The organism is Streptomyces sp. NPDC036815, from assembly GCF_055609205.1.
On record NZ_JBVJPW010000001.1, the window covers coordinates 643,155 to 666,413 of the forward strand.

The 23,259-nt window shown below is 72.8% G+C and carries 20 protein-coding genes; 7 read left to right on the forward strand and 13 right to left on the reverse strand.

Annotation, left to right across the window (positions count from 1 at the left end):
- The first annotated feature begins 13 nt into the window (after nt 1-13).
- On the forward strand, nt 14-238 hold the full coding sequence (locus tag ACZ69I_RS02855; protein WP_467668726.1) for a DUF2277 domain-containing protein: 225 nt from the start codon (nt 14-16) through the stop codon (nt 236-238).
- Nucleotides 239-656: 418 nt separating this feature from the next.
- Here ACZ69I_RS02855 and ACZ69I_RS02860 read toward each other — a convergent pair whose 3' ends face one another.
- Nucleotides 657-1,268: a DedA family protein gene (locus tag ACZ69I_RS02860; RefSeq protein WP_467668724.1), complete on the reverse strand. Its 612-nt coding sequence runs from the start codon at nt 1,266-1,268 to the stop codon at nt 657-659.
- Nucleotides 1,269-1,515: 247 nt separating this feature from the next.
- On the opposite strand from ACZ69I_RS02860, the gene ACZ69I_RS02865 reads away from it, so the two are divergent.
- Nucleotides 1,516-2,067 carry a superoxide dismutase family protein gene (locus ACZ69I_RS02865; protein WP_470830244.1) on the forward strand — a complete coding sequence of 184 codons (552 nt, stop codon included), beginning with the start codon at nt 1,516-1,518 and terminating at the stop codon, nt 2,065-2,067.
- A gap of 138 nt (nt 2,068-2,205) precedes the next feature.
- Here the strand turns inward: ACZ69I_RS02865 and ACZ69I_RS02870 are convergent, their stop codons facing one another.
- From ACZ69I_RS02870 to ACZ69I_RS02885, 4 genes are all read right to left on the reverse strand, one after another.
- Nucleotides 2,206-2,673: a DoxX family protein gene (locus tag ACZ69I_RS02870; protein ID WP_470830246.1), complete on the reverse strand. Its 468-nt coding sequence runs from the start codon at nt 2,671-2,673 to the stop codon at nt 2,206-2,208.
- Between the two features lie 76 nt (nt 2,674-2,749).
- Nucleotides 2,750-4,756, reverse strand: a complete 2,007-nt coding sequence (locus tag ACZ69I_RS02875) for an FAD/NAD(P)-binding protein (protein ID WP_470830247.1) — start codon at nt 4,754-4,756, stop codon at nt 2,750-2,752.
- A 349-nt stretch (nt 4,757-5,105) separates the two neighbouring features.
- Nucleotides 5,106-6,755: an alkaline phosphatase D family protein gene (locus tag ACZ69I_RS02880; protein ID WP_470830248.1), complete on the reverse strand. Its 1,650-nt coding sequence runs from the start codon at nt 6,753-6,755 to the stop codon at nt 5,106-5,108.
- 105 nt (nt 6,756-6,860) lie between these two features.
- On the reverse strand, nt 6,861-7,514 hold the full coding sequence (locus ACZ69I_RS02885; protein ID WP_467668712.1) for an HNH endonuclease family protein: 654 nt from the start codon (nt 7,512-7,514) through the stop codon (nt 6,861-6,863).
- Between the two features lie 507 nt (nt 7,515-8,021).
- On the opposite strand from ACZ69I_RS02885, the gene ACZ69I_RS02890 reads away from it, so the two are divergent.
- Both ACZ69I_RS02890 and ACZ69I_RS02895 read left to right on the forward strand, forming a co-directional pair.
- On the forward strand, nt 8,022-8,600 hold the full coding sequence (locus ACZ69I_RS02890; protein ID WP_467668710.1) for a TMEM165/GDT1 family protein: 579 nt from the start codon (nt 8,022-8,024) through the stop codon (nt 8,598-8,600).
- A 305-nt stretch (nt 8,601-8,905) separates the two neighbouring features.
- Nucleotides 8,906-9,589 carry an HAD family hydrolase gene (locus tag ACZ69I_RS02895; RefSeq protein ID WP_470830250.1) on the forward strand — a complete coding sequence of 228 codons (684 nt, stop codon included), beginning with the start codon at nt 8,906-8,908 and terminating at the stop codon, nt 9,587-9,589.
- Nucleotides 9,590-10,479: 890 nt separating this feature from the next.
- Here ACZ69I_RS02895 and ACZ69I_RS02900 read toward each other — a convergent pair.
- A complete protein-coding gene (locus ACZ69I_RS02900; protein WP_470830251.1) occupies nt 10,480-11,439 on the reverse strand; it encodes a peptidoglycan-binding domain-containing protein in 960 nt (319 codons plus the stop codon).
- Between the two features lie 167 nt (nt 11,440-11,606).
- Here ACZ69I_RS02900 and ACZ69I_RS02905 point away from each other — a divergent pair, with 167 nt between their 5' ends.
- A complete protein-coding gene (locus tag ACZ69I_RS02905; RefSeq protein ID WP_470830252.1) occupies nt 11,607-13,673 on the forward strand; it encodes a DHA2 family efflux MFS transporter permease subunit in 2,067 nt (688 codons plus the stop codon).
- 21 nt (nt 13,674-13,694) lie between these two features.
- On the opposite strand, the gene ACZ69I_RS02910 is transcribed toward ACZ69I_RS02905, so the two are convergent.
- The 4 genes from ACZ69I_RS02910 to ACZ69I_RS02925 all read right to left on the reverse strand — a co-directional run bounded on the left by ACZ69I_RS02910 (nt 13,695) and on the right by ACZ69I_RS02925 (nt 15,867).
- Nucleotides 13,695-14,234, reverse strand: coding sequence for a GNAT family N-acetyltransferase (locus tag ACZ69I_RS02910; protein WP_470830253.1), 540 nt, complete (start codon nt 14,232-14,234; stop codon nt 13,695-13,697).
- Between the two features lie 160 nt (nt 14,235-14,394).
- Nucleotides 14,395-14,724, reverse strand: a complete 330-nt coding sequence (locus ACZ69I_RS02915) for an antibiotic biosynthesis monooxygenase family protein (protein WP_467668696.1) — start codon at nt 14,722-14,724, stop codon at nt 14,395-14,397.
- A gap of 113 nt (nt 14,725-14,837) precedes the next feature.
- The gene (locus ACZ69I_RS02920; protein WP_467668694.1) at nt 14,838-15,179 is read right to left on the reverse strand and encodes a hypothetical protein; all 342 of its coding nucleotides are present in this window, start codon (nt 15,177-15,179) and stop codon (nt 14,838-14,840) included.
- Entirely contained in the window at nt 15,172-15,867 is a 696-nt protein-coding gene (locus ACZ69I_RS02925; protein ID WP_470830256.1) for a hypothetical protein, read from the reverse strand. The genes ACZ69I_RS02920 and ACZ69I_RS02925 overlap by 8 nt, the downstream gene beginning before the upstream one ends.
- 279 nt (nt 15,868-16,146) lie before the next feature.
- Between ACZ69I_RS02925 and ACZ69I_RS02930 the strand changes: the two genes are divergently transcribed.
- Nucleotides 16,147-16,545, forward strand: a complete 399-nt coding sequence (locus ACZ69I_RS02930; RefSeq protein ID WP_470830257.1) for a hypothetical protein — start codon at nt 16,147-16,149, stop codon at nt 16,543-16,545.
- Between the two features lie 45 nt (nt 16,546-16,590).
- On the opposite strand, the gene ACZ69I_RS02935 is transcribed toward ACZ69I_RS02930, so the two are convergent.
- Both ACZ69I_RS02935 and proP read right to left on the reverse strand, forming a co-directional pair.
- A complete protein-coding gene (locus ACZ69I_RS02935; protein ID WP_470830258.1) occupies nt 16,591-17,268 on the reverse strand; it encodes an O-methyltransferase in 678 nt (225 codons plus the stop codon).
- Between the two features lie 213 nt (nt 17,269-17,481).
- Nucleotides 17,482-19,014: a glycine betaine/L-proline transporter ProP gene (proP, locus tag ACZ69I_RS02940; RefSeq protein WP_470830259.1), complete on the reverse strand. Its 1,533-nt coding sequence runs from the start codon at nt 19,012-19,014 to the stop codon at nt 17,482-17,484.
- 372 nt (nt 19,015-19,386) lie between these two features.
- On the opposite strand from proP, the gene ACZ69I_RS02945 reads away from it, so the two are divergent.
- Nucleotides 19,387-21,492: a bifunctional glycosyltransferase 87/phosphatase PAP2 family protein gene (locus tag ACZ69I_RS02945; protein WP_470830260.1), complete on the forward strand. Its 2,106-nt coding sequence runs from the start codon at nt 19,387-19,389 to the stop codon at nt 21,490-21,492.
- On the opposite strand, the gene ACZ69I_RS02950 is transcribed toward ACZ69I_RS02945, so the two are convergent.
- The gene (locus ACZ69I_RS02950) at nt 21,443-23,074 is read right to left on the reverse strand and encodes a hypothetical protein (protein ID WP_470830261.1); all 1,632 of its coding nucleotides are present in this window, start codon (nt 23,072-23,074) and stop codon (nt 21,443-21,445) included. The two genes, ACZ69I_RS02945 and ACZ69I_RS02950, sit on opposite strands and share 50 nt — an antisense overlap.
- Nucleotides 23,075-23,259: the final 185 nt, after the last annotated feature.

Consider the following 23,259-nt stretch of genomic DNA (forward strand, 5'->3'; position numbering starts at 1 on the left):
GCAAGCTGGAAGCATGTGCCGAAGCATCAAGACACTCCGCCCGCCCGCCATCCCCGACGACGCCACCGAGGAGGAGATCCGGGCCGCCGCGCTGCAGTACGTGCGCAAGGTCTCCGGGTTCCGTGCCCCGGCCGCGCACAACCGCGAGGTCTTCGACCGGGCCGTCGACGCCGTGGCCGAGGCGACCGCGGAACTGCTCGCCGGGCTGGAGGTGCGCGGGGCACGCGCCGCGTCCTAGGCCGCGGCGCCGGGTCGGACCGGTGTGGGTGGCGCCGGGTTGGTCCGCTCCGATGTGGGTGGCGGGGGCGGCCCGCCGTCGCCGGTCGGACCTGGCGGGGCAGCCCGCTGTCGCCGGTCAGGCCTGACATCCGCTGGGTAGCCCCCACCGTTGCCGGTCAGTCTTGCCGTCGGGCGGGGCAGCCCCCGACGTCGGGTAGTCCTGCCGTCCGCCGAGGCTGCCCGCCGTTGCCGGTCCCACGCCCCCCGGACCAGGCCCGCCACCGCAGGGATAGCCCGCGATCTCCCGCTCCGGCCCGTCATCACGGAGTGGGGCAGCACGCGATCACGGAGTGGGGCAGCCCGCGATCACGGAGTGGGGCAGCCCGCGTCCACCTGAGCCCGGCCCGTCACCGCAGACGCAGCCCGCGACCCCCCGTTCAGCCCGCCGCAGGCCGCCGCACCAGGAATGCCGCCCCCGCCCCCGCCGCGAACAGCGCGAGCAGGGAGACGCCCGTCGCCAGCCACGTCGCGCCCAGCCACTGGCCGCCGAAGTAGCCGAGGGCGACGCTGTAGCCCGCCCAGGCCACGCCCGCCAGCGCGGACCACGGCAGGAACTCGCGCACCTTGCGGTGCGCCGCGCCCGCGCCGAGGGAGACGATCGAGCGTCCGGCGGGGGCGAAGCGTGCGATGACGACGAGGATGCCGCCGCCCCGGGCGAGCGCCGTGCCGAGTCGTTCCTGCGCGCTGGTCAGGCGGCGGGAACGGGCGATGGCGCGGTCGAGGCGTTCGCCGCCGCGCCAGGCGAGGCGGAAGGCCGCCATGTCGCCGAGGACGGAGGCGGTGGCCGCGCAGAGGGTGAGCACCATGATGTCGGGCACCGGGTGCGGGACGGGCCCGGCACCGGTTCCCGCGGCCGCGGCGGCCGTGGCGGACATGATCACGATGACCCCGCTCGGCAGCACCGGCACGAAGACGTCGAACAGGACGGACAGGGCGACGACCGCGTAGATCCACGGACTGCCGGTCAACGCCCCCACACTCTCAAGCACCGTAACTCCCCGTTACTCCCCGATCGGCAGCGCGGTGCCGCTGTGGAGCGGAGGACGGCATGAGCAGCCTGATGACAGCTGTACAGCGTACGCCGCGAGTGCGGCGGAAGATCCACGGGGGCCTTGGATGTTCCCTACATCACGTTCACCCGGCTGCCTCCCCCGATGCGGTGTACGGCCCCGAAGTCCCGTACGAACGAGTCAGTACCCACGCTGTGGGCGAGTGACACGAGGGACGGAGCGGGCGATGGTGGCAGTGATGGTGGCCGGGGCTGTGGCGGCGGCGGTGCTGGCCGCGGGCGGTGGTGCGCCCGGCGGGACGGGGCACCCCGGGGTGCGGGCCGAGGCGCGGTTCGCGCCGCCCTCGGCCTTCGTGCCCTCGCCCGCGGTGACGTACGACATGGGGCTGGTGCCCGCCGCGTCCTGGATCGCGGTCGAGCAGCGCGAGGAGAAGGGCGGCACGGTCGTCACGCTGCGGGTCAGGGGCATGAAGCCGGGGCACGCGTACGGCGTGCACGTGCACCGGAAGCCGTGCGGCACGGTGCCGGAGGCGGCCGGCGGTCACTATCAGCACCGCGTCGACCCGGTGCAGCCGTCGAAGGACCCGGCCTACGTGAACCCGGCGAACGAGGTGTGGCTGGACTTCATCGCCTGGCCGGACGGCTCCGGCTCGGCCCGCGCGCGGCACCGCTGGGGCTTCCGGCCGGGCGAGGCCGCCTCCGTGGTGCTGCACGACGTGCCGGGCGGCGCGGGCGAGCGGGCCGCGTGCTTCACCGTGCCGTTCGAGCCGACGGGTTGAGCACCCTCGTACGTACGTAGGTAGGTAGGTATGGACTACGCGCGGACGGCGCCCTTTCCCCGTACGTACGAGGAAAGGGCGCCGTCCTGAGCGGAGCCAGTGCGCCGATGCGCCGGTGCGCCGTGCCGCCCGCGGGGATCAGGCCGCGACAGCCGTGCCGCGCTTCGTGTCGGCGTCCGCGTCCTCGTCGGCCCTCTCGCTCGTGCCCCGCGAGGGGAACAGCCGGTCCAGGCCGAACGCGCCGGGGCCGGTGAAGACGAGGAGCAGCATCGACCAGCAGAAGATCGCGGCGGCCTCGCCGCCGTTCTCGATGGGCCAGAGGGCCTCCGGCTGGTGGACCTTGAAGTAGGCGTAGGCCATCGAGCCGGACGAGACGAACGCGGCGGCGCGGGTGCCGAGGCCCAGCAGGACCAGGGTGCCGCCGACGAGCTGGATGGCGGCCGCGTACCAGCCGGGCCAGGTGGCGACGGGGATGGTGCCGCCGCCCGGCGCGCCGCCGAGGACGCCGAAGAGCGAGGCGGCGCCGTGGCAGGCGAAGAGCAGGCCGATCACTGCGCGGAACAGGCCGAGGGCGTAGGGCTGGGCGCCGTTGAGGCGTCCGGTCATGGTGGGGCTCCTTCGGTTGGGGACGGTCACCGAGCGGAGGCCCAAGATTAGGAGAACCTAATTAGTACTTGCAAGTTCAACATTCGGTTATCCGGAGATTCCGCTTCCGCTCTCCACCGGGTTCGGGCGGCACCCCGGCGGCCCCGACGGCAGTGCGCAGCGCGGCCCGCGCCACCGCGTCCGCGTCCGACAGCGTGACCGAGTCGACGCCGGGCCTGGCACCGGCCGCGGTCACCCAGTGGACCCCCTCGGTGGGCACTCCGAACGCGAACCTCCGCGCCTGCGCCCGGCCGTGACGGTCCATCAGGCGGTAGGGGCGCGGAGTGACATCCACGCCTCCGGTTTCATAGCCGTCGACCACATGGGGGCGGCATCCGCCGTCCGCGAGGAGCCGTGCGAGGAGCGCGTCGGCGGTGCGGCGCACGTCCGGCTCGGGGAGCCGGGCCTCGATCAGCGTGGTCACCCTCACAGCGGAGCCCGGCACGTCGGGGGAGTGCGCGCGGAACGCCCCGCCCTCGGCGCGCACGGCCAGGCGCGGACCGAGCACCTCCAGGACGCCCGCCTCGATCAGTGCGGCCATCTCCTCGATGCGGCGACGCGGCGGGCCGATCGAGAGGAACGCGTTGAGCGGCGTGTACCAACGGTCCAGGTGGTCGCGGCGCGAGGTGCCGGACAGGCCGCCGTGGTCGACGATCCCGCGGAGCTCGTTGCGCAGGTCGCGCAGGACGTCGATCGCGGCCTTCAGCGGGCCCGCGACATTGCCGAGCGCGGCCTGCGCGGCGTCCTCGCGCAGCCGGTCGAGGAGCCAGGCGCGGTGGGCGTCGGGGGAGGCGAAGGGGCGGTCGGGGTGTGGGCGGGAGAGCCGGTCCCAGGACCAGCGGTCGGCGTCGGCGACATCGAACTCCGCCAGGACGAGGGCCTCTTGGGGGCTCCGGTGCTCCGTGGCGAGAAACCGCTCCCGGAAGCTGCTCGGGTCGCGGTGGCCCCGGTCGCCCCGGTCGCTCCGGCCGCGGTCGGCGTCGCCCGGCGCGCCGCCCCGGCTCGCGAGCAGCGCCGCGTAGTAGACCGTCTCCACCTCCTTCGCGATCAGCGGCCATATCTCGGCGAGGAAGTCGGGCGCCTCGCCGCTGTCCGCGCGCTTGCGGAAGCGGGCCACGGCGTCGGCGGTGAGGAGGGCGGGCTCGTGACGCCCGTACGGGCCCTTCGCGTTGTCGCCGCGCGCCTGGTACGGGATGCCGCGCCGCGACCCCGCGTACAGGCGCGGCTCGTGGCCCGAGGGCTCGTAGCGCAGGACGCCGTCGGGCGTGCGCAGGTACCGGCCGCCGCGGCCGCCGGTCAGCAGCGCCATGTGGTCGAAGAAGTTGAGACCGAGGCCGCGCAGCAGGACGCGCTCACCGGGGGCGATGACGGACAGGTCGAGGTCGGCGGGGTTGGCGGGCGGGAAGTGGCGCAGGCCGTACCGCGCGGCATGAGCCGTCAGGCGCACCTGTTCGTCGTCGCCGGCCGTCGGCAGGTGGCCCTGCGCCAGCACGACCGCGGCGAGCCCGGACAGTTCGACTCCGTCGTCCAGTGCGAGGGTCTGCAGCCCGTCGGGCGTCTCGCCGAGGCGTACGGCGCGTGCCGCGTGGACCTGGACGTGGACCGTGGCGGGGGCGCCGCGCACCGTTTCGGCGAAGACCCACTCCAGGTAGCGGCCGTAGCAGGCGCGGGTCGGGTAGTCGTCGGGCCCGAGCTCCGGTACGCGGCCGTCGGCGGCCCACTCGTACAGGCTCGGACCCGGGCGGATCGGGCCCGAGCAGTCGACGCTCGCGTCCGTGAAGAGGGTCACCTGCGAGGCGACGGTGTTCATCAGGAGCTCGCCGGACTGCGCCGTCCGCCAGACGCGGCCCGCGCCGGGCGGGTCGGGGTCGACGACATGGACCGTCAGGCGCGTCCCCGGCGGGAGGAGTTCACCCGCCGACGCACAGAGCCGTTCGAGCACGCTGGTGCCACGGGGGCCCGCGCCGACCAGGGCGAGGGCGGACGCGTCCGGGGCGGACCGGCGCGGCGCGGGTGGGAGCGGCGCGGATACAGGTGCGGACAAAAGCGTGGCTCCCGGGGCGTAGAGGGCGCTGGAAGAGGCAAGTCCGCCTCATCATGCCGTCGGACGCCCCGATGGCGAACCCCGTCCGGAGGATGCGCTTCCGGGTGTGGGGTGCGTCACGGGGGGTTGGTGTGGCCGGTGTGGACGCGGGGTGTGAAGCCTGTGCGGACGCCGTACAGGGGGTTACGTCGGGCTCGCGTACGGGGTGTACGTCGGGCTCGCGTACGGGGTGTACCTCGGGCTCGCTACGGGGTGAACACCCTGCCCGCCGCGCACGACGGCCGCGTCACCTCCGCCGTACCCCCGCCGATCGCGACGGCCGCGTCACCTCCGCCCTTCCCGCCGCCGCTCACGACAGCCGTAGCTCCTCCGCCGTCTCCAGGCGCACCGCGCCACCCCGCTCGGCCCGTGCCTGGTCGAGGCGGAGCCGGGACGAACGGCCGTGCAGCGTCAGCGTCATGAGCTGGTTGCCGAACCACGGCCCGCCCGTCCGGTCCCAGTCGATGCCCGCCTCCGTCACCCGGGCGTGCCGCGCGATCCGGCGGCCGAGGGCGCGCCCCACCCGGCTCCAGCCGAAGCGGAAGCCGAGTCTGATCGAGGCGGGGATCGAGTTGTGGACGGGGGAACAGGTCAGCTGCAGGACGCGGGCCTCGGGTCCGGCGCCCGCGGGCCAGCTCGGCTCGGCGATGTAGGCGTGGTGGACGTCGCCGGAGAGCACGCACACCGTCGCGGGGGCCCGCGGTCCCGTACCCGCCTCCCCGATCAGCTCGGTGAGCGCCTCGAAGGAGGCGGGGAAGGCGGCCCAGTGCTCCAGGTCCGCGCGCCTGCGCACGTTCTCGCCGAACCGGGCCCAGCGGCCGCCGCGCTCACCGCGGCACAGCGCGGCGTTCCACCCCTCGGCGTCGTGGATGAGGTGGGGGAGGAGCCAGGGCAGGGACGTGCCGATGAGGAGGTGGTCGTATCCGCCCGGGTCGGCGTGGACCTGCTCGCGCAGCCAGCGGGCCTCGTCGGGGTCGAGCATGGCGCGCTCGTCCTCCTCCAGGACGCGGGCCGCGCGGGTGTCGACCATCAGGAGCCGCACGCGCCCGAAGTCCCGTCGGTAGCTCCAGCGGACGGAGGCCGGGTCCGCGTCGGCCGCGGAGGCGAAGGCGCGCAGCGCGTCCGTGCCGTCGGGGGTCGCGCACACGGCGGCGTAGACCGCGTCGGTCGCCAGCTTCTCGGGCGGCAGATTGCCGAGGTGCTGATGGACCCAGTACGACATCAGGCCGCTCAGGACGCGCTCGCGCCACCAGGGCGTGGCCCGCATCTCGGCGAGCCAGGCGGCGCTGGTGTTCCAGTCATCCACCACGTCGTGATCGTCGAAGATCATGCAGCTGGGGACGGTGGAGAGGAGCCAGCGGACCTCCGGGTCGAGCCAGGACTCGTCGTAGAGGCGGGTGTACTCCTCGTAGTCCGCGACCTGGGCGCCCGGCGGCTCGGAGAGGTCGCGGCGGGAGGCGAGCCAGCGCTGGGTGGCCTGGGAGGTCTGGTCCGCGTACACCTGGTCGCCCAGGAGGACGAGGACGTCCGGGCGCTCGGCGTCCGGGGCGGCAGCGATGCGGGCGGCGAGGGTGTCCAGGGCGTCGGGGCCCACGGGGTCGGCCCCGTCGGAGGGCGGCGCGGCCCAGCGGCAGGAGCCGAAGGTGACGCGCAGCTCGGCGTCGGCCCCCGCGGGCGTGCGGATGGTGCTCGCGGGGAACGGCGCGTCGGGCAGCGGCCAGACGGCGGCCCGCGCGCCCTCGCCGAGCCACACCTCGTACGCCGTCGTCGTGCCCGGGGTCAGGCCGGTGACCGGCACGAGGGCGTAGTGGTGGCCCGCGATCTGGAAGGTGCGGGCCGCGCCGCGCGCGCCGTCCGCGCACCGCACCTCGGCGGTGCAGGGCCGGTCGGCCTCGACCCAGACGGTCGCCGTGGACCCGTCGACGTACCTCAGCAGTGGACCAAGGCGCAGGCGTGCCACAGGTGATCCCCCTCCTCCGTCGCCCCGTACGGTACGGAACGACGGAGGAGGGCGGGGTGGTTCCGGGATTTCCCGCGGGGGCCCGGGTACGCGGCCGCCTCGGGCTCAGCAGCCGTTGAGGATCGAGGACAGGGCGCTCTTCTCCTCGGAGTTCACGTTGAGCTTGTAGTGGTACTTCACGTCGACCCACATCCGGGCGTAGTAGCAGCGGTACGACGTGGTGGGCGGCAGCCACTCGGCCGGGTCCTTGTCGCCCTTGGCCTGGTTCACGTTGTCCGTGACGGCGATCAGCTGGGGCCGGGTCAGGTCGTTGGCGAACCCCTGGCGCTGCGCGGTGGTCCAGCCGCTCGCCCCGGACTTCCACGCCTCGGAGAGCGGCACGACGTGGTCGATGTCGAGGTCGGACGCGGCGGTCCAGGTGGCGCCGTCGTAGGCGGACTTCCAGGTCCCGGAGGTGGCGGCGCAACTGGAGTCCTGCTGGACGTCGGTGCCGTCGCGCTTGAGGACGACCTCGCGGGTGTTGCAGGCGCCGGACTGCGTGATCCAGTGCGGGAACTTGTCGCGGCTGTAGCCGTCGGAGGAGCCCTCGGCCTTGACGGTGAGGCCGCCCAGGTAGGTGCGGGCCGTGGCGGCGCTGACCGGTGCCGGGGGTGCGGCCTGGGCGGGGGCGCCGGTGAGGAGGGCGGTGGCGGACGCCAGGGCGAGGGCCGCGGCGGCGAAGGTGGAGCGGGGGTGTCGACGCGCGTAGACGACGGACATGTGAACTCCCTTGATGTGGGGGGTGGTTGGCCGGTGGGGCGGCCATGGTCGCGGAGCGGGGTTGCCGGTGGATGAGCAGTTGGTGACAGGGTCGCGTCAAATGGGTGCGGACTTCAATAGTTCTGGCGGTGTGTCATGTGCGGGGCATGTTCCGGAAGTTGGCTCCACGCGACCCACGTCACGCCATCGGGTGTTCCGTGTCGCGTCGGGGAGGGCCGAAAGGCCCTGGCTGGGGGCGGGCGGAGGTCGCGTACCATGGACGGCGCAGAAGGGGAGTAGCTCTTCGCCGGACCGTCGACATACTGCTCAGCTCGTCTGAGCCGGCGCCCGGAGGCAGGCCCTGTGGGGTAGGCCAGCGAGACCTTCGGCAAGCAGTGCCCGGCGTACGCATCCGCGTGCGTCCGGACGCCCACATCCGTGTGCGTCCATGTGCGCTGCCGTGCCGAGGTGTCGTACGCGAAGCGGTGGAACACTCTCGGTGGGGCAGTCCCGACCGATTGAGGAACCTTGATCAGCTTCAGCGTGATGGCGCTCGTCTTCGGCGTCGTCTTCCTGGCCGAGTTGCCCGACAAGACGGCACTGGCCGGACTCGTCCTCGGCACGCGCTACCGCGCCTCGTACGTCTTCGTCGGCGTGGCCGCCGCCTTCGCCGTCCATGTGGTGCTCGCCGTCGCGGCGGGCAGTGTCCTGACCCTGCTGCCCCAGCAGCTGGTCCACGCGCTGACGGGCGTCCTCTTCCTCGGCGGCGCCGCGATGCTGCTCCTCAAGGGCGGTGACGACGACGAAGAGGTCCGTCAGCCCGCGGACCAGAGCTTCTGGAAGGTCTCCGGGGCGGGCTTCATGCTCATCCTGGTCGCCGAGTTCGGCGATCTGACGCAGATCATGACCGCGAACATGGCGGCCCGCTACGACGACCCGCTCTCCGTCGGCCTCGGCGCGGTGCTCGCGCTGTGGGCGGTCGCGGGCCTGGGCATCGTCGGCGGAAAGGCGCTGATGAAGCGGGTACCGCTGGCGCTCATCACGAAGATCGCGGCGCTGCTGATGCTGGGGCTCGGGGTGTGGAGTCTGTACGAGGCGATCGCCTGAGCCGGGGGTGGGGGCGAGGGCAGGGGCGGTTCGCGGTCTGCGGGTCTGCGGGTCCGTGGATCCGTGGATCCGTGGGTCTGCGGGGCTGACGTCGACCTCGCGCCCATTGCCACGATGTGCCGCGACGTCGGATCCGGATGCGAAACTGGTCCTTTTTGGGGTGCATGGGCGGTGTGACCTGCGGCGTTGGCTTTTGCCGCCTTCGTTTTGTACCGTGCAGGAACAAAGTGGCTCCGCCCGTACTCCCTGACCGGCGGGCGGGGCTGCCTTGATCTTCCGCTGCCGCCGCGCTCTGGAGCTCCCCGATGACGGCCACGACCGCCGACCCTGTCGCACCCGTTCTGACCGCCGGGGCCGTACTCCTCGACATGGACGGCACCCTCGTCAACTCGGACGCCGTCGTCGAGCGCTGCTGGCGGCGCTGGGCCGAGCGGCACGGGCTCGACTTCGACGAGGTCATCAAGGTCGCCCACGGGCGGCAGGGCTACGCGTCCATGGCGATACTCCTGCCGGACCGCCCCGTCGCCGAGAACCACGCGGAGAACCGCGAGATGCTCGCCGCCGAGACCTCCGACATGGAGGGCGTCGTGCCGGTGCCGGGCGCGCCCGCGTTCCTGGCGTCCCTGGCCGACCAGCGCCTGCCGCACGCGCTCGTGACCTCCGCCGACGTACCCCTGTCCACCGGCCGGATGGCCGCGGCCGGGCTCGCGCTGCCGGACGTGCGGGTGACCGCGGAGAGCGTGGGCGCCAGCAAGCCGGACCCCGAGGGATTCCTCAAGGGGGCGGCGGCGCTCGGCTTCGAGCCTGCGGACTGCGTGGTCTTCGAGGACTCCGAGGCCGGAATCCTCGCGGGCCGGGCGGCCGGTATGAGGGTCGTGGGTGTGGGCCCCCGGGCCGCCGAGTTCGGTCCCACCGTGCACGTCGAGGACCTGACCCAGGTGCGGGTCGCCGACGCGGGTGACGGGACGATCCGCCTGACGTTCGGCTGATCGCCGAGGGCAGCGCTTCGCACGGTCGGCGGGACGCGTCGGCCGCAGGTCAGGGCTGACAGCTGACGGCGGTCTCCCGTACCACCCGCGACAGCTTCTCGGGGTTGCGTACGTGGTAGGCGCCGGTGACCCGGCCGCTCTCCACCCGTACGGCGAGCACGCCGTCGATCCCCCCTCGATCCCCCCTCGATCCGGATGAGCAGCGCCGTACCGCCATTGATCTGCACGGGCTCGAACGTCCTCCTGCCGCCGAGCTTCCACCTGCCGCCCGCCAGCGGTCGGGCCAGTGCCCGCCGGGGCCCGCCGGGGCATCGAGGTCGTCGCGGTCGACGGCTCCGGCCTGCCCGATGCGGGGATCGAGGCGGTCGGCGGGTTTCTGCCCGGCCGCACGCGAAGCTCGCGGGGGCCCTCGTTCCGGGAGTGGCTCGAAGCCCAGCCTTGAGGCGGGGGGCCCGGCAGGCGGTAGCCCTGTCCCTGGGCCGGCCCCTGTCCCTGGGCCAGCCCCTGTCTGTGTCCGGGTACGCCCTCGGCTGCGGTTGCGTGCGCGCCGTGTGCGAAGGCGCAGCTCGGGCGCCGTTCCGATCAGGTGCGTCAACCCGATATCCTCGCCGAGGAGTTGGGACGAAGCTCCGTGACCACACCGGCATCCGTCCCGCCTGCTCCCGCACTCGTGGCCGATGCCGACCGGATGTCCAGCGGACCGCTGGAGCCGCAACGCCGACACCACGGCTCCAGCTCGGTCCTCCCTGGGGGAGATCTCCCGCGGTCCCCCACGGAGGACACCGCGTGAGGGGCTGACGAGGGCAGCCTCACTCCTCACGCCCAGGCGGCCGCCGCCACCCGAATGGGCGGTGGTCGCCGTGGCGGCGGGGCGTGGGACGCGCGGGTTCTCAGGGTTCCCTGGTCTCCGACTCCAGGCTGCGGCGCGTCTGGCGGCCGTACTCGCCCGGGGCGTCGTCCCGCAGACCGCGGGCCCACTGGTAGCGGGTGACCGCGTCCGTGACCTGTGACGTGTAGATGCCGTCGCGCTCGCCGATGTACAGATACAGCTGCGTGAGCCGGGCCTGCAGCTCCGCGACCTGGGGTCCCTTGTCGCCCTCCCGCAAGGTCGGGTCGCTCGTCCTGCGGGGTGGCGGCGGCGGGGAGGTACCGACCGACCCCGTGGCGCGCGCCGTCGACGGCGGCGGTGCGGAGGAGGACGGCGGCTGGGAGCGCGCGGGCGCGGAACGCGAGGGCTTCGCGCTCGGCGGGGCGGAGGGCACGCGCGACGGGGACTCGGACGGCCTCGCACGCGACGGCGCGGGCTTCGTCGGGTCCGCGCGCACCGGTGCGGACATCGGGTCGCCCGGCAGGGCACGGTCCCGGGTCGGCCGGTCCGTGGCGGAGGAGAGGAGGCCGATGGCGAAGACGGTGGCAGCGGCCGCGGCGGCGACGGCGCCCGCCGCCCCGACCAGCAGCGTGACGCGGCGCTTGCGGGCGGGTGGGTTGTGCGGGGGCGCCGGGAGCGCCGGGGGCGCGGTGCGCTCGGGGGCGGGCTCGGCTGGGGGCCTGGGCGGCCGGGCTGACGGGGGTGCGATCTCCGACGGGAGCCGGGCCGGGGCGGAATGGTCGGGGTCCGGCAGCGATACGTAGGGACGTATCCGCAGCGGATCGTAGTCCTCCGCGGCGGCGGCCTCGGCCGACCGGGTCCGCGTGCGGGTGCGGTGGGCTGCGTCGGCGTCGGCCGAGGAGACCGCGCTCGCAGCCGAGGTGGTCGACGTCGTGCCGGTCGTTCCGGTCCGACCGCTTGAGCCGGTCCGACCGACCCCACCCCGTTCTCGTCCCTCACGTCCTTCGTTCTCCTCGGTCACCGGCCGTCCTCCCCTCAGCTGTCCCGCCCGCCCCGAGAGCTTCAGTGATTATGCCGACCCACGGTGGCGCGGAGCCCTGCTTCAACAGGCCATAACCCGTGACACGGACCAGGATGGAGAGAGGAAAGGGCGAGGGGAGAGCTGCCTCGGGACCCCTGGAGGTGTCCATGACGCAAGATGTCGGCGCACGCCCCGCGGGACAGGGGCCGGAGCCCGCCCCGAGCCGGGGCGGCAACGGGCACCCGCCCGGCGGCGTACTCGTCTCCATCGGCGCGTTGCTGCTCGGCATGCTGCTCGCCGCCCTCGACCAGACCATCGTGTCCACCGCGCTGCCGACGATCGTCAGCGAACTGGGCGGCATGGACCATCTGTCCTGGGTCGTCACCGCGTACATGCTGGCCGCGACCGCCGCCACCCCGCTGTGGGGCAAGCTCGGCGACCAGTACGGCCGCAAGAAGCTGTTCCAGACCGCGATCGTGCTCTTCCTGGTCGGCTCGGCGCTGTGCGGCATGGCGCAGAACATGCCGCAGCTCATCGGCTTCCGCGCGCTGCAGGGACTCGGCGGCGGCGGCCTTATGGTGCTGTCCATGGCGATCGTCGGGGACATCGTGTCGCCGCGCGAACGCGGCAAGTACCAGGGCCTGTTCGGCGCGGTCTTCGGCGCGACCAGCGTCCTCGGCCCGCTTCTCGGCGGTCTCTTCACCGAGCATCTCAGCTGGCGCTGGGTCTTCTACGTCAACCTGCCGATCGGCGTGATCGCCCTGCTGGTCATCGCCACCACGCTGCACATTCCGGTGCGCGCCACCCGGCACACCATCGACTACCTCGGCACGTTCCTCATCGCGTCCGTCGCCACCTGCCTGGTCCTGGTCGCCTCGCTCGGCGGCACCACGTGGGCCTGGGGCTCGCCGGGGATCATCGGGCTCGCGGTGCTCGGCGTGGTCCTCGCGGCGGTCTTCGTGGCGGTGGAGCGCAGGGCCGTCGAGCCGGTGCTCCCGCTGAAACTGTTCCGCATCCGTACGTTCACGCTCTCCGCGGTCATCAGCTTCGTCGTGGGCTTCGCGATGTTCGGGGCGATGACGTATCTGCCGACGTTCCTCCAGGTCGTGCAGGGGGTCACGCCGACCATGTCGGGCGTGCACATGCTGCCCATGGTGGCCGGGATGCTCCTGTCCACCACCGCGTCCGGCCAGATCGTCAGCCGTACCGGGCGCTGGAAGGTCTTCCCCGTCGCGGGCACGGCCGTCACCACGATCGGCCTGCTCCTCCTCCACCAGCTGGACGAACACAGCGGCACCGGCGAGATGAGCGCGTACTTCTTCGTCTTCGGCCTGGGCCTCGGCCTGGTCATGCAGGTGCTCGTCCTCATCGTGCAGAACGCGGTGAGCTACGAGGACCTGGGCGTCGCGACGTCGGGCGCGACCTTCTTCCGGTCGATCGGCGCCTCCTTCGGCGTCGCGATCTTCGGCACGATCTTCACCAACCGGCTCGGCGACAAGCTCACCGACGCCCTCGCCGGGCAGCAGCTGCCGCCCGGCCTGAGCGTGGGCACCCTGGAGGCCGACCCGCGCGGCATCGCGCGACTCCCCGCCGAGCTGCGGCCCAGCGCCCTGCACGCGTACGCCTCGTCGATCACGGACGTCTTCCTGTACGCGGCGCCGGTCGCCCTGGCCGCCTTCGTCCTCGCCTGGTTCCTGCGCGAGGACAAGCTGCGCGTCTCGGTGACGGCGCCCGATCCGACGCAGACACTGGCCAGCAACCCCGTGGAGCGTTCGTCGCACGACGAGTGCGCGCGGGCGCTCTCGGTGCTCGGGACGCGCGAGGGCCGGCGTGCGATCTACGTGACGATCACCGAGCGGGCCGGGTACGACCTGCTGCCCGCGGCGAGCTGGCTGCTCCTGCGCATCGCCCGGCACGGTTCCGTGGAGCCCGGCGTGCTCGCCGAGCGCACCACGGTCCCGCTGACCGTCATCACGGCGGCCGCCCGGCAGGTCGAGGAGCGGCGCCTGGCGGTACGGCGCGGCCTGGAGATGGTTCTGACCGAGCGCGGGCGCGAGGTCGCGGCCGATCTCGCCAAGGCCCGCGAGGCCTCCCTGTCGGAGTTGCTCGGCGACTGGTGGAGCCCCGACCGGCCGACGGACCTGACCCAGCTGGTCGAGGAGCTCAGCTCCGAGCTGTGCGGTTCTGAGTCGGAGCGGCCGCACAACGGCGCGACGGTGGTGCGGGCGGCCTGAACCGGGCGCCTCGCGGTCGGCTCAGCCCCGGGTGAGCTGCTTCGCGTACCAGTGCTCGGCGTACGGCCGTTCCGTGAGCGGCCCGGTCTCCTCGTACCCGTGCCGGGAGTACAGCGTGCGGGCCTCCACCAGGTCGGTACGGGTGTCGAGGACGATGCGCCCGGCCCCCAGCCCGCGGGCCGCGTCCTCGGCGGCCGCGAGGAGGCGGGGCGCGGCGCCCCTGCCGCGCATGTCCTCGCGCACGAAGACCCGCTTGAGCTCGGCGGTCTCCGCGTCGAGCAGCCGCACCCCCGCCGTCCCGACGGGCTCGCCCCCGCACCACGCGACCAGCAACACCCCGCCCGGCGCCGCGAGATCGGCCCCCGTCTCCGCCGCGACCTCGCGCTCCAGCTCCACCGGGTCGGTGACGTGCCCTTCGCGAAGCAGATACCAACGGTCGCTGACCTCGGTGTAATACGCACGCCAGAGCGCGGCCGCGACGGGCGAGTCGTACGGCTCGGGGGTGACGGTCCAGTCGGCGGTGGGAGTGGGAGTGGGGATGGCGGAGGCGGTGTCGGTCATGGCGCCATTCTGGGCTCGTACAGCCGCCGTCCGGCAAGGGAATTAGCGCCGGGCAGTGGGTCGAGCGTCGAGCACGTGGCTGTGCCCTCGCACCCGGCTCCGGGTGCGAGGGCACATCACAGGGCACAGCACAGTCGGCCGAAGGCCAGGTGAAGCCGTGTCACTCGCCCTTGGGCGCCGCCTGCTGCACGACCTCGAAGGACCACACCGAGGAGCCGCTGGCGGCGGGCTTGGGGCGCTCGCCGCCTCCCTCACCGCCGCCCTGGTGCGCGGCCTTCATCGGGCCCTCCATCCACGCCTGGAACGACTCCTCGTCGCGCCAGCGGGTGTAGACGAGGTACTGATCCGTCCCTTCCACGGGGCGCAGGAGTTCGAACCACTCGAAGCCGTCCGAGTTCTCGACCGCGCCCGCGCGGGAGGCGAAGCGCTTTTCCAGGATTTCGCGCTGTTCGTCGGGGACGGTGAGGGCGTTGATCTTCACGATGCTCATGGCGCCATCCTGCCGCACGCGGGCGTCGGGACGGCGTGAGCCCCGGGGGCCGGCCCCCGGGGCTCACGAGCGGGTGGTGCTCACAGGCACCTCACAGGTGCCTCACAGGCACCTCACAGACGCAGCAGGCGTTCGGCCGTCTCGCGGTAGTCGCGCAGGGCGAGGCGGAGCTGTTCCGTGTCACCGGCGGGGGGTTCGGCGGGCGGGGCGGCGCCCTCGGAGGGCGGGAGCGCGCCGGGGGTGCCTTCGGCCGGGAGGGTCTCCCAGCTCGTGCGCAGGGTGCGGCGGCGTTCGGTGAGGGTGCGCGTCAGGTCGGCGATCGCCTCCTCCAGGACGCTGTCGGCGTTCTCGACGGCCGTCCGGGGGTTGTCGACGAAGCCGTTGACGGCGTTCTGGAGGCGCAGCGTCAGCTTGTCGCGCGCGTCGGGCGGATAGAGAGCGGACGCCTCAGCCATGCTGAACTCCCTTGTGGGTGATGCCGGTCGAGCGCTTGTGGGTGTCGTGCCGGTCGGTGTGGGCGGCGCCGGTGTCGGACCGCTGCTCCGCGACGAGGGCGTCGAAGAGCGCCCGCGCCTCGATCATGGCCGCGCGCATCTCCTCGGTGCCGGCCGCCGTGTCGGCCTCGGTGCCGGAAAGGGTGCCGCCCAGCGTGCCGGTCCTGCCCTCCTCGGGGCCCGTCGTACCGAGGGCTGCACGGTGCACCTTGCGGTAGCCGTGGACGTGGTGGGCGTGGTGCACGGAGAGTGCCTCGACCTGGTCCTCGTAGTGGCCCGCGTCCGGGAAGCCGCGGGCGCCTGCCAGTTCGGCGATCAGCCGGTCGGCATCGGTCACCGCGTCACGGGGGGAGTCGACGAAGCGCTCCTGGGCGACGGTCCAGCGGGCCGCGTACTGCTCGCGCGCGGCGGGCTCCAACGGGCGTATGCGCAGGGAACCGTGGCGCTTCACACGCTCGCCGAGGTCGCGTTCGGCGGCCTTCGTGTCACCGTCGTGCCGGGCGACCGCGCGGTCGTACTCGGGCCCGAAGCGGCGCCGGAGTCCGCGGCCGCCGCCCGCGCCCCGCTTGCTGCGCACCACGGCGACGGCACCGACGACGATGACGGCGACGACGACCACGATCAGAGCGATGATCAGGACTGTGGACATGAGTGGGTGCCTTCTCGCTCGGGGATCGGCCTCGGGCGCGAGACCCGGTGGGCCTCGGCACCCGTACCCCGGAACGAGTTGCCCGGAATCGGCCCGCCAAACGGGCCGGGCGGCGCTCCCCCTAGAGGTGGCGTGCCCGCCAGTCGCGGGCCATCTGCTCAGTCATGGGGTCATTGTCCCAGGAGACCGTGCGCCCCACCCGGGCGGGCACTTAGGATGCGGCAGCGCGCGACACCCCAACGGCGCCCGTAGCGCCGCGAGTTGAAGGAGCGTACCCACGTGCTGGAGCTGACCATGGTCGCGGTGTCCGGGGCGGACGCGGGTGCGGGTGCCACCGCAGGCATGCTCATGGCGGAGGCGCCGAGTCGGCCGGGCGCCGTGCTGCGCGTCGGGCGCGACCGCAACGTGTGCCGCCTGGTGACCCCCGACGACTGGCTCTTCGTCTCCCGTACGCACCTGGAGTTCCGCTGCGGACCCGACGGTTCGTGGTCCGTCAGCTGGCTGCGCGGCTCGAGCCCCGACCCGGCGTCCGAGGTGCGGCTGGTCTCCGAGGGGGCGGCGCGGTTCCTCACGTACGGAGGGACGGCGCCGCTCGCCCGGGGCGGCTCCGGCGAGCTCGTCATCAAGGACAGGTCGGGGCCGCGCAGCGTGAACGTCGGTTATTTTCACGAGGGTTGAGGGTTGAGGGAGCAGGGGGCTGGTAGTGGGGAGCGTGCGGTTCGGTCAGGGGAGTACGCGGGCCAGCGCGAAGCCGTCGTACCCCTTGATGCCCACCGTCTGCACCGCCGTGGCGCTCAACTTGGGGTGCTCCGCCATGAGTTCCAGCGCGGCGCGGGTGCCGAGCACGCTCGGGTCGGTGCTGCCGGCGTCCGTGACGGCGCCGCTCCGTACGACGTTGTCGAGGACGATCAGGCTGCCGGGGCGGGTGAGTTCGATCGCCCACTCCAGGTAGTGCCGGTTGTTGGCCTTGTCGGCGTCGATGAAGACCAGGTCGAAGGGATCGGGGCCGGCCGCGTGCTCGGCGCCGAGTGCGGTGAGCGAGTCCAGTGCCGGGCCGACGCGGACCTCGACGGTCTTGTCGAGCCCGGCACGGGCGAGGTTGCCGCGGGCCACTTCGGCGTGTTCCGGGCTGAATTCGAGGGTGATGAGGCGGCCGTCGGCGGGCAGGGCCCGGGCCAGCCAGATGGTGCTATAGCCGCCGAGGGTGCCGATCTCCAGGATGCGGCGGGCGCCCTGGAGCTGGGCGAGGAGGTGGAGCAGCTTGCCTTGGTTGGGGGCGACGTTGATGTGCGGCAGGCCGGCCGCGTCGCTGTCGCGCAGGGCGGCGGCGAGGGCCTCGTCGGCCGGGGCGAGGAGGTCGGTGAAGTAGTGGTCGACGGAGTTCCACTGCTGCTGGTTCATGCGGCTGGCACGTTCCCTTCGACTGTCTAGTTAGGCTCGCTAAGAAGTCTACGGGGGGTGCGGTGAATTGTCAGTGGCGGCCGCCCCTCGCGCGTGGCTCGGTTCTCGGGGCGCCGCCCCGGACCCCGCTCCTCGAACGCCCGAGGGGCTGGACCGCCACGCCCGGCCTTGAGCCCGTCCGGCGTTCGCGGACGAGCCTGGCGCGGCAGGCTCTCAGCCGTTCCGGCGCAGAGCCATCGCCTCCGCCTCGGTCTCCACCGCCGGAGGCGACCCCGGCAGGGGCCTGCGCGCCGATTCCGTCAGGTACCAGACGGCGATTCCGCCGATCACGGCCGCCGCCATCATGTAGTACGCGGGCATCATCTTGTCGCCCGTCGCGCCGATCAGCGCCGTCACGACCAGCGGTGTCGTACCGCCGAAGACCGAGACGGAGATGTTGAAACCGATGGAGAGGGAGCCGTAGCGGACCTTCGTCGGGAAGAGGGCGGGGAGCGTCGACGGCATCGAGGCCGTGAAGCAGACCAGGAGCAGGCCGAGCGCGCCGAGGCCGAGCGCGATCGCCCACAGCGAGCCCTCGCGGATGAGGAGCAGGGCGGGGATCGAGAGCGCGAGGAAGCCGGCGCAGCCCGCGGCGATCACCGGGCGGCGGCCCACCCGGTCCGTGAGCGCGCCCATGAACGGCTGGACGCACATCATCAGCGCCATGACGGCCAGGATGACCAGGAGGCCGTGCGTCTCGTCGTACTTCAGCTCGCTGGTCAGGTAGCTGGGCATGTACGAGAGCAGCATGTAGTCCGTGACGTTGAAGACCAGGACCAGGCCCATGCACAGGAGGAGGGCCTTCCACTGGCCCGTGACCATGTCGCGCAGGCGCACCTTCGCGCGGGACTGCTCGTCCTTGTGGGCCTTCTCCAGCTCGGCGGCGAACGCCGGGGTCTCCTCCAGCTTCATCCGCAGGTAGAGGCCGATGAGGCCCATCGGACCGGCGATCAGGAACGGGATGCGCCAGCCCCAGGAGAGCAGGTCGTCCGTGGACAGCAGGGCCGTCATCAGGGTGACGAGGCCCGCGCCGCCGATGTATCCGGCGAGCGTGCCGAACTCCAGCCAGCTGCCGAGGAAGCCGCGCTTCTTGTCGGGCGCGTACTCGGCGATGAAGGTGGAGGCGCCCGCGTACTCGCCGCCGGTGGAGAAGCCCTGCACCAGGCGGGCGAGGAGGAGCAGGACGGGGGCCCAGACGCCGATGGCCGCGTACGACGGGATCAGGCCGATCGCGAACGTGCCCGCCGCCATCATGATCATGGTGAGCGCGAGGACCTTCTGGCGTCCGACGCGGTCGCCGAGCGGGCCGAAGACCATGCCGCCGAGCGGCCGGATCAGGAAGGCCGCGGCGAAGGCGCCGAAGGTGGAGAGCAGCTGGGCCGTCGGGTTGCCCGAGGGGAAGAAGACCTTGCCGAGCGTCACGGCGATGTAGCTGTAGACGCCGAAGTCGAACCACTCCATCGCGTTGCCGAGGGCGGCCGCCTTCACCGCGCGCTTCACCATCGCGGGGTCGGTGACGGTGACGTCCCCGGCGGCTTTCCCGCCCGCCCCCGGATTGCGTCCGGCCGAGGGCAGCGGTCCTTTCGAAGGCCCGGGCTTCCGTAGTGCGACGGGTGTGGCGCTCGCCAAGGGTTCGCTCGCCTGCTCTCGATCGACGACAAGGACGAGGCCGCGCCCGGAAACCGGGGCGGCCCGAAAAGCGACCATAGGTGCAGGGGGCATCATTACGGACGGTGTCCGATCGGCCGCACTGCGCGCGGAAACCGCTTCTGTCCAGGTCAAACGGTGTTTCCGCAGGCAGTGGGGATAAGGCGCCTTTGTGATCTATGTCGCTGCTCCGGCCGGGAACCGCGCGCCGGGGGCCGAGCAGTCATCCTGGGGTTGGGGACCCGCCGCTCCGGCAGGGGCACCCCGGTGGCGGACCGAGGCCGGGAGGCCGATAGAAATCGATGTGGCTGCCAGGTGAAACGGTGGTTGCGTGCGTCTCACAACAGGGCGCGGAACTCTACGGGCCGTACACCGGCCCTTCAAAGACAGGGGCCGCACACATGACGGACGGGGCAGGAGGGCCGACGGCGCGTGGCGAACGTTGAGCACAGGGGACCGGGCAATGCCTTGCGGGCCGGACAGGCGGACGACCCCGAGGCGCGCATCGGCGCGGCCAGGGTCGGCCTCTGGCTGATCGCCGCCGTCCTGGCCGTCCGGCAGGTCGCCGACGTCCTGCGCACCCCCAAGGGCGAGCGGTTCACCGATCTGGACGCCTGGATCGGTCCCGAGGGCGTCCTGCACGTCAACGGCTCCTTCTACGACGCCGACAAGTTCACCGGGCCGCCCTTCGCGGGCCTCGTCCTCAAGCCGCTCGCGCGCGCGGGCGAGCAGGCGCTCGGCTGGGCCTGGACGTTCGGCACGCTCGGCCTCGTCGTCGTGCTCGGCCTGGTCGCGGCCCGCGCCCTGCCGCAGCCCGTCACCCGGCGCACCTCGCTGCTTGCCGCCCCCGTCGCGATCAGCCTGCTCATCCTGTCGCTGCCGGTGCGCAACACCCTGCACCTCGGCCAGACCAGCATCCTGCCGGTCCTGCTCGTCCTGCTCGGCCTCTTCACGGTCCGCGGCGAACGGGCCGGCGGCGTCCTGGTCGGCATCGGCGTGGCCCTGCAGCCCACCATGCTGCTCTTCGCCGGACTGCTCTGGTTCACCGGCCGCAAGAAGGCCGCCGCGTCCACCGGCGCGGCCTTCGCCGTCTGCACCGCCCTCACCTGGGCGGCGATGCCGCACGACTCGTGGACGTACTGGATCCACCACTTCGCGGGCGCGGGCCTGGGCACGGACCCGGACGCCACCGCCAACCAGTCGCTGCACGGCATGCTGCTCCGCTTCGGCCTGGAGGGCCCCCTGGAGTCGGGGCTCTTCATCGCCCTGAGCCTGGCCCTCGTCTACGTGGGGCTGCGCCGCGCCGTGCGGTACGCGAAGGACGGGCAGCTGCTGCTCGCCGTCGCGATCACCGGCTGTGTCGTGGTCGCGGTGTCGTCGACGACCTGGCAGCACCAGCTCCTGTGGGTGCTCTTCGCGGTGGTCGGCCGGGTCGGCAAGCGCCGCTCCGACCGCTACATGTGGCCGGTGGCCGTCGTCCTCGTGTCGACGCTGCCCGCCAAGATGATGCTGCCGAACATGCCGGTCACCGAGCCGATCCGCGACAACGTCGTGCTGCTCGCGGCGCTCGCCGCGGCCACCGTCGTGCCGTTCCTGTCCCGGTCGCACCCGCAGTACGGCGGCCCCATCCCCACGGACTACGCCGAGCCCGTCCCGGCCCGCTGGAGCCGGGTGCCGCTGGTGCCGTTCTGGCGGCGCGTCCTGACCCGCCCGAACCTCCTGCTCGAACTGCTCCTGATCCGCGTCGGCTACTCCGCGTACCAGCAGGTCAGGCTCGCGGCGACGGGCGGCACGATCTCCGGCGGCCGGGCCACCGCCGAGCAGCACGGCGAGCAGGTCCACTCGGTCGAGCAGTTCCTGCACATCGACATCGAGCACTGGTTCAACCACCTGGCGGCGCGCACCGACTGGCTCCAGGACTTCTTCAACTTCTACTACACGTCGTTCCACTTCGTGGTGCCGCTGTCCGTCCTCGGCGTCCTGTACGTCCGCAGGCCCGCCGACTACCGCTGGGCGCGCTCCGCGCTCGGCTTCGCGACGGTCCTCGCGCTCATCGGCTTCTGGGCCTACCCGCTCGCCCCGCCGCGGCTGATGCCGGACCTCGGCTTCATCGACACCGTGCACGGCGTGCAGGACTTCACACAGCCGGACTACGGCACGCTGACCCAGCTCACCAACCAGTACGCGGCGATGCCCTCGCTGCACTTCGGCTGGTCCCTGTGGTGCGGTCTGGTCATCGCGGTCGTCGCGCCCAGGTGGTGGATGAAGGCGCTCGGCCTGGTCCACCCGTTCTTCACGGTCTCCGCGATCGTGGGCACCGGCAACCACTGGGTGCTCGACGCGGTGGGCGGCGCGGCCGTGGTGGGCGCGGGCTTCGGGCTGACCTACCTGCTCTCGGGGCCCCGGGTGCGCCGACCGATGCGGGTGGCCACGGGCGCGGAGCCGGTCGTCGGCCCGTCCGAGCCGGTCGGCGATACGCCGAAGTCCCTCACTGGCACGTCGAAGGACGGCCCGACGAGCGACCGTACCCGGAGCTGATCTCGTAGGTGCCGGGCGCGGGCACCGACAGGCGGGTGAACTCGCCGTGCCGCTTCAGGCAGGCGCCCTCCGCCCGCAGCCACGGCGAGTACACCAGGCGCAGCGTCACCGAGCCCCGCTTGGGCACCCGCACCACCACGTTCGACCCGGTGGAGCGCACGACGGCGGCGGGCTCGGAGACCAGCGGCACCGGGTTCTTCACCCGGAAGATCTGCCAGTGCGCGTCGCTCCACACCGGTTCGAGCCACTTCGGGCCGCTCGCCACCAGCTCCGCCTCGTCCTCGGCGAAGCCGTCCGGCTTGCCCGAGGGCAGCACCACGTACCCGACGGCCCACTTGTCGAGCCACTTGCGGTAGCTGGCCCCCGAGAACGAGCCGTCGTAGAAGAGCCGGCCGCGCTCGATGTCGAGCTGGCGGTTCCAGCCGCGCGCCATGTTCACGTACGGGGCAAGGGCGGTGGCCTCGCGGTGGTTGCGGGTCGGGACGACCTCGACGCGGGTGCGGTTGGCCTCCAGACGCTCCAGTTCGCGCACCACGCCCTGGGTGTCGACCGCCCACTTCGGCACCTTCGTCGAGACCGCGAGGTCGTCGACGGTCTTCTGCGTCACCCAGGCGGAGGAGAGCACGAGCGCCACGGTCAGCGCGATCCTGGGCGCCCGGGACAGGCCGGGGACGAGCAGGGCGGCGAGCAGCAGGGCGGGGCCCACCAGCTCCGCGAGCCGTTCGACGTTGGTGCCGATCGGGGACGGGATGAGATACGTGAGGACGGTCCCGACCGCGTAGACGCCGGCGCCCCACCGCAGCACCCGCCACCGGCGCGGCCCCGCCAGGATGAGGGCCAGGCTGAACAGCACGGGCGGGAAGATCCGGTCGAAGGGCATCAGGTGCTCGCCGGTGAACGGGAAGAGCACCGTGGTGACCGCCACGACCACGGCCGGGGGCAGGATCAGCGCCGCCGACCGCACCCAGTCGCGTACGAAGAAGTAGCCCGCGCCCGCCACGACGAGGAAGAGCCCGGCGACCGGGGAGCCCATGGTGGCGAGCACCGCGCACACCACCGCGACGACCACCCGCCGCTGCCCCACCAGGGCCAGACAGGCCGCGAGGCCGAACGCGAGGCCGAGCGCGAACGTCGTGCGTCCGGAGGCCACGTTGCACCAGATGGCGAGGGAGGCGAGGACCGCGGGCCAGAGCGGTCTTCGGATGCCGGTGCGCTCGATCAGGGCGGCGACCAGCCAGGCGCCCGCGACCCCGGAGAGCACCGTCACGGTCCGCACGCCGAGGGCGGCCATCAGGTACGGCGAGATCAGGCTGTAGTTGGCGGTGTGCATGCCGCCGTACCAGAAGAGGTTGTACGCGGCCGTGCCGTGCTCGGAGGCGAACCTGGCCCAGGCCTCCTGCGCCGCGAGGTCGCCGCCGCCGGTGGCGAGGAACGCCACCCAGACGGCGTAGAGCGGGAGGGTGGGGACGGTGGCGAGCAGCGGCACGCGATGGCGCCGCAGGAAGGGGCGGAGGGGAGAGTTCCGGCCGGTGGACGCACTGCCGGGCGGGGAGAGCGAGACATCGGCAGAGACCACGGCCACCGTTTCCGTTCGAGTCCTGGGGAGGCAAGGTTCACTTCTCAGGACGCTTCGTGCAACGGAAACGTTGGTTCAGTAAACGTGATTGACCTGATAGGTCGCCTTGCCGTGCCCCATCGGCCCAGGGGGTGCGCCGCGGGCGGCCGACCGGCTCGGGCCGCTCCGGGGGAGGCAGGGGCGGGGGCGTG

Bases quoted from the DNA above. Each gene is read 5' to 3' on its own strand.
- ACZ69I_RS02855 (WP_467668726.1), top strand. From the start codon at position 14: ATGTGCCGAAGCATCAAGACACTCCGCCCGCCCGCCATCCCCGACGAC.
- ACZ69I_RS02865 (WP_470830244.1), top strand. From the start codon at position 1,516: ATGGTGGCAGTGATGGTGGCCGGGGCTGTGGCGGCGGCGGTGCTGGCC.
- ACZ69I_RS02870 (WP_470830246.1), bottom strand. From the start codon at position 2,673: ATGACCGGACGCCTCAACGGCGCCCAGCCCTACGCCCTCGGCCTGTTC.
- ACZ69I_RS02885 (WP_467668712.1), bottom strand. From the start codon at position 7,514: ATGTCCGTCGTCTACGCGCGTCGACACCCCCGCTCCACCTTCGCCGCC.
- ACZ69I_RS02895 (WP_470830250.1), top strand. From the start codon at position 8,906: ATGACGGCCACGACCGCCGACCCTGTCGCACCCGTTCTGACCGCCGGG.
- ACZ69I_RS02905 (WP_470830252.1), top strand. From the start codon at position 11,607: ATGACGCAAGATGTCGGCGCACGCCCCGCGGGACAGGGGCCGGAGCCC.
- ACZ69I_RS02910 (WP_470830253.1), bottom strand. From the start codon at position 14,234: ATGACCGACACCGCCTCCGCCATCCCCACTCCCACTCCCACCGCCGAC.
- ACZ69I_RS02915 (WP_467668696.1), bottom strand. From the start codon at position 14,724: ATGAGCATCGTGAAGATCAACGCCCTCACCGTCCCCGACGAACAGCGC.
- ACZ69I_RS02920 (WP_467668694.1), bottom strand. From the start codon at position 15,179: ATGGCTGAGGCGTCCGCTCTCTATCCGCCCGACGCGCGCGACAAGCTG.
- ACZ69I_RS02925 (WP_470830256.1), bottom strand. From the start codon at position 15,867: ATGTCCACAGTCCTGATCATCGCTCTGATCGTGGTCGTCGTCGCCGTC.
- ACZ69I_RS02935 (WP_470830258.1), bottom strand. From the start codon at position 17,268: ATGAACCAGCAGCAGTGGAACTCCGTCGACCACTACTTCACCGACCTC.
- proP (WP_470830259.1), bottom strand. From the start codon at position 19,014: ATGGTCGCTTTTCGGGCCGCCCCGGTTTCCGGGCGCGGCCTCGTCCTT.